This is a genomic window from Pseudogracilibacillus sp. SO30301A (genome assembly GCF_037072025.1).
Classification (GTDB): Bacteria; Bacillota; Bacilli; order Bacillales; family Amphibacillaceae; genus Pseudogracilibacillus.
Window position 1 is genome coordinate 1 of record NZ_JAXHDD010000021.1, and the last position, 12,490, is coordinate 12,490.

12 protein-coding genes and 1 pseudogene are annotated in these 12,490 nt (G+C 35.7%); 6 read left to right on the forward strand and 7 right to left on the reverse strand.

Annotation, left to right across the window (positions count from 1 at the left end):
* The 3 genes and pseudogenes from SPD89_RS11475 to SPD89_RS11485 form a co-directional block, all read left to right on the forward strand.
* Positions 1-244 (forward strand): annotated as a pseudogene (locus SPD89_RS11475) (hypothetical protein); the annotation flags it as partial.
* 487 nt (positions 245-731) lie between these two features.
* Complete coding sequence (locus tag SPD89_RS11480) at positions 732-983, forward strand: DUF3173 domain-containing protein (protein WP_336262150.1); 252 nt, start codon at positions 732-734, stop codon at positions 981-983.
* Positions 976-2,154: a site-specific integrase gene (locus tag SPD89_RS11485; protein WP_336262093.1), complete on the forward strand. Its 1,179-nt coding sequence runs from the start codon at positions 976-978 to the stop codon at positions 2,152-2,154. The genes SPD89_RS11480 and SPD89_RS11485 overlap by 8 nt, the downstream gene beginning before the upstream one ends.
* 66 nt (positions 2,155-2,220) lie before the next feature.
* On the opposite strand, the gene guaA is transcribed toward SPD89_RS11485, so the two are convergent.
* Positions 2,221-3,756, reverse strand: coding sequence for a glutamine-hydrolyzing GMP synthase (gene guaA / locus SPD89_RS11490; protein ID WP_336262094.1), 1,536 nt, complete (start codon positions 3,754-3,756; stop codon positions 2,221-2,223).
* 270 nt (positions 3,757-4,026) lie between these two features.
* Between guaA and SPD89_RS11495 the strand changes: the two genes are divergently transcribed.
* Together SPD89_RS11495 and SPD89_RS11500 are read left to right on the forward strand one after the other, a co-directional pair.
* Complete coding sequence (locus SPD89_RS11495; RefSeq protein WP_336262095.1) at positions 4,027-4,905, forward strand: PucR family transcriptional regulator; 879 nt, start codon at positions 4,027-4,029, stop codon at positions 4,903-4,905.
* Positions 4,906-5,026: 121 nt separating this feature from the next.
* Entirely contained in the window at positions 5,027-6,124 is a 1,098-nt protein-coding gene (locus SPD89_RS11500) for an ABC transporter ATP-binding protein (protein ID WP_336262096.1), read from the forward strand.
* Between the two features lie 207 nt (positions 6,125-6,331).
* On the opposite strand, the gene SPD89_RS11505 is transcribed toward SPD89_RS11500, so the two are convergent.
* From SPD89_RS11505 to SPD89_RS11515, 3 genes are all read right to left on the reverse strand, one after another.
* Positions 6,332-7,684: a TRAP transporter large permease subunit gene (locus SPD89_RS11505; RefSeq protein WP_336262097.1), complete on the reverse strand. Its 1,353-nt coding sequence runs from the start codon at positions 7,682-7,684 to the stop codon at positions 6,332-6,334.
* Positions 7,685-7,765: 81 nt separating this feature from the next.
* Positions 7,766-8,452 (reverse strand): aspartate/glutamate racemase family protein, encoded by a 687-nt coding sequence (locus SPD89_RS11510; protein ID WP_336262098.1) that lies wholly within the window; start codon positions 8,450-8,452, stop codon positions 7,766-7,768.
* 32 nt (positions 8,453-8,484) lie between these two features.
* Positions 8,485-9,672, reverse strand: coding sequence for an NAD(P)/FAD-dependent oxidoreductase (locus SPD89_RS11515; protein ID WP_336262099.1), 1,188 nt, complete (start codon positions 9,670-9,672; stop codon positions 8,485-8,487).
* A gap of 142 nt (positions 9,673-9,814) precedes the next feature.
* Here SPD89_RS11515 and SPD89_RS11520 point away from each other — a divergent pair, with 142 nt between their 5' ends.
* Positions 9,815-10,525 carry a glycerophosphodiester phosphodiesterase gene (locus SPD89_RS11520; protein ID WP_336262100.1) on the forward strand — a complete coding sequence of 237 codons (711 nt, stop codon included), beginning with the start codon at positions 9,815-9,817 and terminating at the stop codon, positions 10,523-10,525.
* A 152-nt stretch (positions 10,526-10,677) separates the two neighbouring features.
* On the opposite strand, the gene SPD89_RS11525 is transcribed toward SPD89_RS11520, so the two are convergent.
* The 3 genes from SPD89_RS11525 to SPD89_RS11535 all read right to left on the reverse strand — a co-directional run bounded on the left by SPD89_RS11525 (position 10,678) and on the right by SPD89_RS11535 (position 12,453).
* A complete protein-coding gene (locus SPD89_RS11525; RefSeq protein WP_336262101.1) occupies positions 10,678-11,367 on the reverse strand; it encodes a copper homeostasis protein CutC in 690 nt (229 codons plus the stop codon).
* Positions 11,358-11,630 carry an ROK family protein gene (locus SPD89_RS11530; RefSeq protein WP_336262151.1) on the reverse strand — a complete coding sequence of 91 codons (273 nt, stop codon included), beginning with the start codon at positions 11,628-11,630 and terminating at the stop codon, positions 11,358-11,360. The genes SPD89_RS11525 and SPD89_RS11530 overlap by 10 nt, the downstream gene beginning before the upstream one ends.
* Positions 11,631-12,084: 454 nt before the next feature.
* On the reverse strand, positions 12,085-12,453 hold the full coding sequence (locus SPD89_RS11535; RefSeq protein WP_336262102.1) for an HAD-IIIA family hydrolase: 369 nt from the start codon (positions 12,451-12,453) through the stop codon (positions 12,085-12,087).
* Between the last annotated feature and the right edge of the window lie 37 nt (positions 12,454-12,490).

Below are 12,490 nucleotides of genomic sequence, written 5' to 3' on the forward strand. Positions count from 1 at the left end.
AAAAAATAATGATTTCATTTGGCATTTCATAAAAAGTCTTGTTGAAGGTTATGAAAGGGGAAATCATCGCCCACTTTGCAGTATCCATATGAAGGAAAAGAAAGACAAGGTTTTCAAGTGGCTCACTTCAAAATTACTTGCAGAAGCAATGAAAGTGGTCGTTCTGCATTATGGAAGCTATATGAAAAGCCTGTCTACGCATAGCTCCGTGTTGAACAAGGAACTACGCATCAGGGATGGATAAAAATACACATGATTGCTTACGAGCGAAGATTGTGAAGCGGTTTCACCTTTCAAGATTTGATGAAATAATGGTTAAGTTTTCCCTTTCATTAATCATATGTTTGTTCTTTAACAAAGAAAGCACAGAAAATAACACTGTGCAGTATAAGCAAAAAATCAGATACATTCTGCTGATGATGAGCTACTTGATTCTTGCGCCATGACTTTCTTTGGAAACGAGCGATTATCTATGAATCTAATGCAATCGTGGTGAATTGCTGGCGATAACTCATTAGTTAGGATAATGATACTCCCCTACCGTCATGGTTCGAGCATTCAAAGCGTCGCAAGCTATTAGTAGGCTGGAAGAAATACTTGCAGGGGTGAAATTCCCGTGGAGCTGTACCAACAGCCGTCTGATTTTTAAAGTTTGCTCTATCAAAAAACATCATGAAGCATGGTATAATAAATATATATTGTATTGGCTCGACCGAGAAAGGAGCAATATGATAATTACTATAACCCGTAAAGACTTAATTGCTTTAGGTTATGGTCCATCTTTCTCCCGTGACATTATCCGTCAGGCTAAATGTCTAATGGTGCAGAAAGGATATGGTTTCTACAATACGAAAAAATTAGGTCGAGTACCAGTAGAAGCTGTAGAAGAGATATTGGGAATAACACTTAATCAAGAAGATTTATTAAAATCTTGTGGTTCCAGTGAGGCTGCTTTAATCAAGGAAAGGAAAAACAATGATTAAAGTGAAGAAACACCCCAATGGAACATATCAATTTAGGGTAAGTTTAGGATTTGATCCAGTCACAGGAAAAAGAATACAAAAAAGAATGAGTGGATTTAAAACTAAAGCGGAAGCTGAAAACGCTTATGCTAAATTGATTTTAGATCATAGTGAAGGTGCTTATAACCCAAACAGTAGTATGACTTTTGAGAAGTTTACGAAGGAGTTTTTTGTACCTTGGTATAAGAACCAAGTTAAAGAAAGCACTTTTGAGAATAGGCAACACACAATAAATAAACACTTTGCTTATTTTTATAACGTAAGTCTTTCAGATATCACGCCATTAATCTTGCAAAGATGGCAATTAAACGCTACCGAAAAATACTCTAGTCAATACGTTCGAGGCATACAAGGTTTATTATCCTTAGCTTTTGATAGAGCGATTGTATTAGGTTTAATGAAAGAAAATCCATCAAAGATAATTGGAAATGTTAAAAAAGTTACAGCCGAAATTGACTTTTGGACGAAGGAAGAATTTGAGGCTGTTATATCCAAGATTTATCTAGGCGATTACTTTCAGCATTTTCAATTTATCATTATCTGGCTTTTATTCATGACAGGTATGCGTATTGGTGAAGCCTCTGCCTTACAATGGGATGATGTGGACTTTGAAAAAGGCACATTAGATATTTCTAAAACACTCTATTATAAGAATGCTGCGGATTACCGCTTTACCGAACCTAAAACCAAAGCAAGCATTCGTGTTATTGCTTTAGATTCTGACACACTGCGTTTATTACAGGAATGGAAAGAAATCCAACAGAAACAATGTAAGACCAATTTCATATTGTCTTACAATGGCATTCCGACTCAAAAGCACACTGTTACTCATTCGATTAGACGTTTTTCCAAAGCTGCTAATGTCCATCGAATTAAGATTCATGGTCTCAGACACTCGCATGCTTCTTTGTTAATTAGTATGGGAGAAAATCCTTTAGTAATTAAAGATAGACTGGGACACGAAGATGTACAGACCACTTTAGGTACTTATGGACACCTTTATCCAAACAGTAACTTTCAAGTTGCCAACAGGTTAAGTAATGTAATTCAGTTCAAAACAAGCGAGGATACACAAATTGAACATTACAGCAGTAACCAATTTGTGAGAACGACTTTTCGAAGTGTGCCATAACTGTGCCAAAGAAAATATAAAAGCCCTAAAAACCCAGTGTTACCAAGGCTTTTAGGGCACCTATTACTACTCCCACTCAATCGTCGCCGGCGGTTTACTTGTAATATCATACACGACACGATTCACTTGCTCTACTTCCGCAACAATACGACGAGAAATTTTCTCTAAAATATCCCAATCAATACGTGCCCAATCCGATGTCATGCCGTCGACTGAATGAACCGCGCGAAGTCCAACGGTATAATCATAGGACCTTGCATCTTCACGTACACCTACACTACGAATGTTCGGTAGTACTGCAAAGTATTGCCAAATATCACGATCTAATCCTGCCAAGGCAATTTCTTCACGTAAAATAGCATCTGCTTCTCTTACGATCTCTAACTTTTCTTTTGTTACCTCACCGAGGACACGAATTCCAAGTCCGGGTCCTGGGAATGGTTGTCTCCAAACAATTTTATCTGGCAATCCTAATGCTGTACCGAGTTCTCTCACTTCATCTTTAAAGAGAGTACGAATTGGCTCGATAAGTTTAAATTGCATGTCCTCAGGTAGTCCACCTACATTATGGTGGGACTTGACCATTTTACCCATCTCAGTTCCACTTTCAATTACGTCACTGTAAAGCGTCCCTTGTGCTAAAAAGTCAACATCTGTTAATTTACCTGCTTCTTCATCAAAAACTTCAATAAATTCGTTCCCAATAATTTTTCGCTTTTTCTCAGGATCGTCTACACCAGAAAGTTTTGATAAAAAGCGGTCAGCTGCATCGATTTGAATAATATTCATATGAAAATCTTCAGCTAATGATTCCATAACTTCGTTCGCTTCGTTTTTTCGTAATAATCCATGGTCAACAAAAATACAAGTTAACTGATCCCCAATCGCTTTATGGATCAAGGCTGCAACGACAGAAGAATCTACTCCACCACTTAATGCACATAGAACTTTTCTATCTCCAACAACTTCTTTTATATGAGCTTTTTCCGTTTCTATAAACCTTTCTATCGTCCAATCACCTTTACAATTGCTAACAGTAAACAAGAAATTTTTAAGCACATCTTTTCCATACTCAGACTCTTTTACTTCAGGGGAAAATTGAATGCCGAACACTTTTTCAGGTTCATTACTAATTGCTGCAATCGTTCCATCTTCCGTTTTTGCATCTATTTGAAATTGATCTGGTACAGTAGAAATAGTATCCCCTTTGCTTATGTATACACCTTGTTCTTTATCTAAGTCACTAAACAATTGGGCGTCACGTTCAATCGTTATGGTTTCCGTCTCATATGATCGTTCTGTTATATGCTTAACCTTTCCACCAAAATGGTTGGTTATTAACTGAGCTCCATAGCAAATTCCTAAGATCGGAATACCACTTGAATAGAGTGAAGCATCAATCCGATATTTATGTTCATCATGAATATGATACGGCCCACCAGATAAGATAATTGCTTTGGGAAAAATAGCCTGTACCTCTTTAGCAGTTACTGTATGGGAGCGTAATTCACTATACACTCCGAGACTTCGAATCTGTCTCATCAACATTTGCGTATATGGACTTCCAAAATCGATAACTAATACTACTTCATTTTTACTCATGTTATCTTCTCCTCACTCACTTATCATACTTGCCTATTATACAACTTCACGATTAAATTTGGTAATATATTAAAAAAGACCTTAAAGTGCGTGTTCAAAAAGGAGGTTAAAAAGGATCAAGAAATTCGAGGCGGCGCAGCTCCCGTCAGCGGAATGTATGCATTTAAATACATGAGCGGCGGAGAAACAAGCCAACAAAGAAATTCGAAGTGTCATTTTTACCGGACTTTTTGAACATCCTCTTAAATCCACACAAGGAGTTTTGCTCTTATGTTAAATCAATTAAAAACAATTTATCCATCTATCATTAGGTATGACCAACAAAAACAAGAACACGTAAATGACTACGTTTGGTTTATAACGGATCAAAAAGAAGTATTTGGTATACTTCGAAAAGAACTTTCCAAAAAGGACCTGATCCTATTATCCACTTTATTAAAACGATATAATCAACTTTTACCTGAAAAAACAAACGAAGAAGAGTATTGGTACGACTTAATAGCGGAAAAGTCGAGTACAGCTCACTTATCCCCTTTTCGATTCATTTATTTTACGATTCAGCCAGACCAAATTGATCCTACTTCCTTTAAAGCAGCAATTACTGAATTATTTGGTAAGTATGTTCCTATATTATGGGAGGATGAAACGACTGGAATTTTAGTCGAGGAAATTTCCATTACAGAAGAACAAATTGATTATGCCCAAATTATCGATATTTTAATGGCAGATTTATCGGTTCATATTCATTTTTATATTGGAGATATACAGGCTAATAGTAGCGATATAAAACAATATTATACTTCTTTATTAAAAGGTGGCAAAATAATTTTTCAATTAACAAACGAAGAAGTAATTAGCTATCAACAATCTATCCCTTACTTACTATTAAATCAAACGGATAAACAAACGAAAAAACAGTTAATCACATCTGTTTTAAAAAAATTTGAAGACGATGAGGAAATGTTAAAAACGTTAGAAATGTTTTTTAATCACAATTTAAATGTCTCCGAAACCGCGAAAAAAATGTACATGCACAGAAATAGTTTACAATACCGAATCGATAAGTTTACGAATGAAACCGGTATTAATATCCAAAAGTTTGATCAAGCGCTTGCTGTTAAACTGGCACTAGTAGCTAAAAAAAGTTAATACTTCTCTTCATTCGTCAATTTGCACATAAAGCAGACAAATCTTTGTGCAATTTTGTCATATATGAAAGCGCTGTATTATTTTACAATTACAGTAAGATAAAATTTAAGGGGATGAAGAGATGGCAGAACTTAAACTAAATAATATCAAAAAAATATATGGAAAAGATGTTGTAGCGGTTAAAGACTTTAATTTACATATTGAAGATAAAGAATTTATCGTATTTGTAGGTCCTTCCGGTTGTGGAAAGTCTACAACTCTACGGATGATTGCGGGACTGGAGGAAATCTCTGATGGTGAATTATATATTGACAATAACTTAATGAATGATGTTGCACCAAAAGACCGTGACATTGCGATGGTTTTCCAAAACTATGCACTTTACCCACATATGAATGTTTATGACAATATGGCATTTGGATTAAAATTACGAAAGTTTAAAAAAGATGAGATAAAAAAGCGTGTAGACGATGCTGCTAAAATTTTAGGACTGGAAGACTTTTTAGACAGAAAACCGAAAGCACTTTCAGGTGGACAACGCCAGCGTGTTGCTTTAGGAAGAGCAATTGTTAGGGATCCAAAAGTGTTCTTAATGGATGAACCTTTATCAAATTTAGATGCTAAATTACGGGTTCAAATGCGTGCAGAAATTCAAAAGCTTCACAATCGTTTACAGACAACAACCATTTACGTTACTCACGACCAAACAGAAGCGATGACAATGGCAACTCGTCTTGTAGTTATGAAAGATGGAATCATTCAACAGGTTGGAACACCGAAAGAAATTTATGATAATCCGGAAAATGTGTTTGTCGGTGGTTTTATTGGATCGCCTGCAATGAACTTCCTACATGGAACCGTTACAAATGGTCATATCCAATTAGGAGAGAATTCAGTTAAAATCCCTGAAAACAAATTAAAAATGTTGAAAGATAAAGGATTTGACAACAAAGAAGTGATTCTTGGTATCCGTCCTGAAGACATTTATGACGCTACTTCTAACCAAGACTATTCAAATGAATTAAATATTGACATTCGTGTTGACGTCGCTGAATTAATGGGATCTGAAACGATCGTATATGGAGAAGTGAATGGACAAAATGTTGTATCCCGAATCGATGCTCGAACTGGAATTGTAGCGGGCTCTACATTGAAGCTTCATTTTGATATGGATAATTGTCACTTCTTTGATCCTGAAACAGAATTAAGAATTAGATAACGAACAGTATTTTAAACAAATCCGCTGCCAGATGAGCGGATTTTTTTGTACATATGGGATACGGAATCACACGCTGAAATTTTGGTTTAATCGATGAATTTATTTGTGTATTCGATGAATACTTAAGGAAAACCGCTGAATTTCCAGGCAATTTCGCTGAATCTTTATCAACTAGAAAATAATACGAAGGTTCGTTCTACTATGAACTTAAATAAACCAGGCAATTAGACCAACAAGCAAGAAGTAAAAAGAATTTGGTAGTGCTAGTATCATCACTTTAATCGGATCAACTTCTTTACTTAAAATTCCGCCGATTAATCCACAAACGACAAAAGCAGTTAACCCAACTGGTGGCATATTTTGTCCAGCCGCCGCGATATGAGAAGCCCCGAGTGCAATTAACGTTGGATCGACATTCATATTTTCTAAAATAGGACCTAAAAATGTAACATTTACTGTCTGAGCGGTAGTTTGTGATCCGGTCAACATTCCTACAACGACAATCGATGCAGCACCGCCAATTTTGATCATTGATGCCGCTAATCCTTCTGTCATCGCTGCAACCTTGTCAATTAATCCAGATGCATAAAAAACTCCAACCATAATCCCCGCACAAAGTTGAATTTGGACTGTTTGGCTAACTTTTGTAAGTCCACCTTTTAATACACCTTTTGTTTCTTTCCAAACCGATGGAAATAAAAAACTAACGAAAATAGCAATAATAATAGCGGAAACTACTTGGAAAGATATTCCTTGTAGAATTGGTACTTCCTTGATTGGCTCCAATATGGCAGCAAATATAGCCCATTCTGAGAAAATATTATACTCAAAGAGTGTATTTGCAATAACGATTGCAATAAGTATGGCTAACGGGATGAGCGTGTTCCATTTTTCTTTTATTATTTGAAATATAGATTGGGTTGTTTTTAAATGTTCAGGCATCTGCTTACCTTTTACAAATCGGAAAGACTCAAGGATTGCAAATACTCCTCCGATCGCGACAGTGATATAACCAATTTTTATGACAGGACTTGGGTCAATACCAATCAAAGAAGAAGAAAGAAAAATACCTTGCGTTATCGGTGGCATTATTGAACCAACAGAAGCCCCAACTAAAATAATCATCCCTATTTGTTCCGGTTTTACTTTTAATTCATATAAAGAATGAATCACTAAAAAGCCAATTACGGTTGCTGCTGCAATTGCATCACCAAGAAAAGAACCTGCAATTATTAATGTAATAAAAATTGCAGCAATTAACCCTTTTGGTGAATTTCCAAATGCTGAACGAAGACTATTTAATGTCGTGTCCATCGCTCCAAGCTTAACTTGCGATTCGGCATATAAAGAACCGAAAACAGATAGCATAATGACCCATGAGAGTCGATCAATCCCATCAATAAAAGCCAAAACTGTTTCCATTGGACCAAGACCAGAAATGATGGCAGAGGTAATTGCAGCAACGATTAACGCAACTCTAATATTTCCTCCAATTTTCGGAATCTGCTTTACTAAGGCAATGATAAAAAGCAATAATAACGGCAGAACAATTTCAAGCATAAAACCAATCCCCTTCGTTTTTTAGTTTTGCTTGATAGTACTAACTTTCACCAAAACTTACTCTTACAAAAAATAAATCAATTAATCTGGCAAACTCCTATATACAGATTCTATTAATGTATTGCAATCGAAAATTGGTATATTCGTTATTTCCCTAATAGCTCGTAGGTACGGAGGCATGTTTGTGCATTCTAAAACAATTGCTTTAAGATCTGGGTTTTCTTTTATAAGTTTAGTAGTAACTTGCTTCATTTCTCCATATACTGCCGTTTCATTAAGGCATATCATTTCATCGATGATTGCACCGGTAAAATTAGACATCTCATCCATTCCCTCGATAACAAGCTGATATCCTAATGCGTTAACACCATTTAAATGTTTTGTTGTTAAACTCGTTTTTGAAGCAGTAATCACTCCGATTGGCTCACCTGCTATCATACTGATAAAAGGAATCTGTAGGAGACTTGATGATAAAAATGGTACATGTAGTGCTGTTTGAATTTCCTTTTGAAAAATCGCTAAAAATCCACAACTCGTTGAAATAGCTTGAATACCTTCTTGTTCAAATTCTTTTGCCGCTTTAATAAACGCTGCAACTAAATGGGCATCCGCTTCACGTACAGCTCGGTTAATCGTTGCTCCCACTACTGTCTTATATGCAACTGGAAATGAAAAAGTATCTTTATTCCCTATATCACCGACAGGTCTATGAAAATGATTGTCTAACATGAGAATTCCAAGCTTTGCATTTTTCAATTTATACGTCATTACACCACCTTAAAATTTTTCATTTTAATCATTTAACTTCCAAGTGCAAATCGTTCCAGTTTTAAGCCATCTAATAAATTATTCTTTTTGCCTTGGACTAAGTCAGCGACAAGTTTTCCCGTAATCGGAGCTAGAGCAATTCCATCTCCTTCATGCCCTGCTGCAATAATTAGCCCTTGAACACCTGGTGCTTCATCAATAATCGGTAATCCGTCTCCAGTAAACGGTCTGAAACCAACCATCGTGCGAATGATTCGCAAATTACCTAAGACAGGAGCAATTCGGCAAGCATGACGGGCTATTTCAGAGAAAACTTCGGTAGAAACTTTTTTGTTGAACCCAACAAATTCTCTGCTTCCACCGATTAATAAATTCCCACTCTCTGTCTGCCCCAATGAAAGACCTATTCCAAAGGGCGATAATTTTTCTTCTGGGGTTAAATGTTTTGCAGCAAGATATTGCGAGCATAAAATACTGCCATTAATGATTGGTCCAACTTTTTCTGTAATTAAAATGACCCCTCGTCGCGGCTTTATTGGTAAATCTACGTTCACCATTTTAGCTATACTGCTTGCGAACGGGCCTGCTGCATTAATAACTAGATTAGTCGCTATTTTTCCTTTATTAGTTTCCACACAAGTAACTTTTCCTTTTCTCACTTTAATACGGATAACTTCCGTGTGAGTACGTATATCCACGCCATCTCTTATTGCTGCATCAGCAAAAGCTTGACTTAATAATAAAGGATTTACTTCAGCATCATCCTTACAATAAGTAGATCCAAATACATGAGAGGAAAAGCAAGGTTGTTGTCTTAGTGTTTCCTCTTTATCCAGTAGTTTTACATCCATCCCTGCCATTCGTTGACTTTTAATAAAAGACTCCATAAAAGGGAGATGCGATTCTGATTCGATCACTATCATTCCACCAGATTGCTTATATTCAACGGACATATCAAGTTCTTCCTCAAGATTTCTATACATATTACTGCTCGCTTTTGCTAGTTTACTAGGAAATCCAGGTCTTTTTGATTGTAAAAAAATTGCTTTGTCACAGGATGCAGAAGTTTGTCCACCAACTTCTCCTTTTTCAATTACTACAATCTTTTTAAAAAGTTTTGCCAAACGAAATGCAATGGAAGTTCCAATTACACCTCCACCGATAATAACAACATCTGTGGTTTCCATATGTCCATCACCTTTATTAACGTTTTCATTCATTTTAGATTTCATCAAAAAAACGAGAAGTTAATTTTAGATTTTTAACATAATTACTATAATATATATTATGATTTAATAGCGAGAAATATTATGTACATTTTGTTATAGTGGGAATAAGCTTTTGAAAGAGAGGATAAAAATAATGAATATTATTGCACATAGAGGTGCTTCTACATATGCTCCTGAAAATACGTTAGCCGCTTTTCAAAAAGCACTTGATCAAGGAGCAGATGGAATTGAACTAGATGTCAGACTTACAAAAGATAATGTACCTGTCATTTGCCATGATGCTACAGTGAATCGAACGAGTAACGGAAAAGGATTTATACACAATATGACTTTAAACCAATTGAAAAAACTTGATTTCGGATCAACGTTTAGTAAAAAATTTAAAGGAGAAACGATACCCACCTTGGATGAAACTCTATCATTGATCGGTGATAAACCAATAACGATTCATATTGAATTAAAAAATGGTCCTGTTATCCCTAAAGACTTGGAACGAAAAGTCCTTGATCTCGTTTACCGTCATGGCGTTGAACATAAAGTTGTCTATTCATCTTTTGATCATGTTAGTTTACAAAGATTAACAAATATTGACCCAAATGCAAAAATAGGATTACTATTTCATATAAACTTAATTAACTTATTTGATTATATACAGAATACAGGTTTACATATTTATAGCATTCATCCTAACCATTTCTATGTAACGGAAGAGATGATTGACGAAGCTCATGAACGAAATATAGAAGTGAATATTTATACGGTCAATAATCGAGACCAGGCAAAAATATACCAAGGATTAGGTATCGACGGATTAATAACAAACGACCCACTAATATTAAAGTAACTTTGAATGCAAGAAAAATAGAAACCTAAGGCATGAAGTAAGCCTCAGATTTCTTTTTTCTACGCGAGTAATGATATTCATTTTATGATATTTATGATTTTAATATTTGTTAATACCATGAAGGCTTCATTACGTCTACTAAAAATGAGCCTTTATTTCGCTTTGGTTAACTCTTTAATTCTGGTAATTTGTTCTTTAGAAAGATCCTTATCAAAATCGAAATTTTCTCTTACACCTGAACCAAAATGAAGTGCCTTTGGTTGGACTTCTTCATAAAATGACCGTAATGTTTCAATCCGTAATCCATGCCCCGGCATAATCGTCAAATTCGCTCCTTTTGCTCTTTCAATTAAGCGAATTAAATTTGATGCTGAATCGGTTGCAAGTCCATCACCGCCAGCTGTTAAAATAGTTGTAATTTGCTTGTACTTAAGGATTGTTTCTAATGCTTCCATTTGATCACTTACAAAATCAAATGCTCGATGAAAAGTAACTTCTAAGCCGTCAGCCGCTTCCAATAAGACTTTTAACGCAGGCTCATCGATTGTTCCTTCTCGTGTAAGAGAGCCAATAACGATCCCATTAGCTCCTATCTGTTTAATTGCTTGAATATCATGACAAATCGTTATGAGATCATCTTTATCATAAACAAATGATTTATTATGAGGCCTAACCATTACATTGATCGGTATATCCACTGCTTCTACAGCTGACTTTATTAGTCCATAACTCGGAGTTAATCCATCTTCAGCTATACTCTGACATAGCTCTACTCGATCAGCATAATACTTTTCAGCTGCTTTTACATCCTTTAAAGATGTTCCAATCACTTCTAATAACATGTTGCTGTCTCCTTACTCAGTGCTGTTTTAATCAAATAACCAGCACCAATAATTCCTGCATCATTGCCTATCTTTGCGATTTCTACTTGTGTAGTTTGACTAATCCAACGAAGAGAATGTTTTTTAAAAGATGCCTCTATTTGTTGTACAAATGTAATTCCTGCTTGTGATAGGCCGCCACCAATTAATATTTTATATGAATTAACGACTGTTCCAACGTTTGCCAAAACAAATCCAAGATAATCAACTAATTGGTTAATAATTTCCTATGAATGTGCGTCCCCTGCTTCCGCTAATTGAAACACATCTTTAGCGGTCAGTTGCTGATGAGAGGAATATAATTTTGCTAACTTGGAATTTGGTTCCTGCTGCACAATTTTCATTGCTTCTCGTTCTATGCCAGTTGCAGATGCATGAGTTTTCAAAGCGTATTTAAACGAATAGCATAATCTTTGGTACTGTACAATGATAACTCTAAAGGAAGATTCAAGACTAACCTAACCAATTCATCTCACGACTTTATTAAGTTCGAAATTTTTCTCTTTTTAAATTAATTATAATCCAATTAACTGCATCTAGAAGATGAGACGCGACATAATCGGTTCAATCGTTTCCCAATGCTTGCGATCTTTAGTCAGTGACCCTTCTCCCCAACCTGTTTTAACGAGCACTTTTTTGTACCTGCTCTGTCATCAGCTATCATATCAGTACTGCTTATCACCTACAACATAACATTCTTCGAGAATTAAATGTGCACATCTCTTTTGCTTTTAACATCAATCCAATATTTGATTTTTGACAACTGCATCTGTCCTCAGGCTTATGTGGGCAATAGAAAATATCATCCAGAAACGCAGAGTGGCTCGCTAGTTCTTCCTCCATCAGCTTAAATCCGTTTAGCAAAGCTGTCTCTGTAAAATATCCTCTTCCTACTCGTGTTTGATTCGTAAAAAGAAATACTTTTATTCCATTGTCGTTAAGCGATCTTATCGCTTTAGGGGAAAAATCATACAATGAAACGTCTAATGGATGCACTCCGCCTGTACCACCAATGGTACTATCTCGGTCTAAAAAGACAGCTCTCACCTAATGGCATCTCCTTTATCACTAAAAGAAAAGCCAT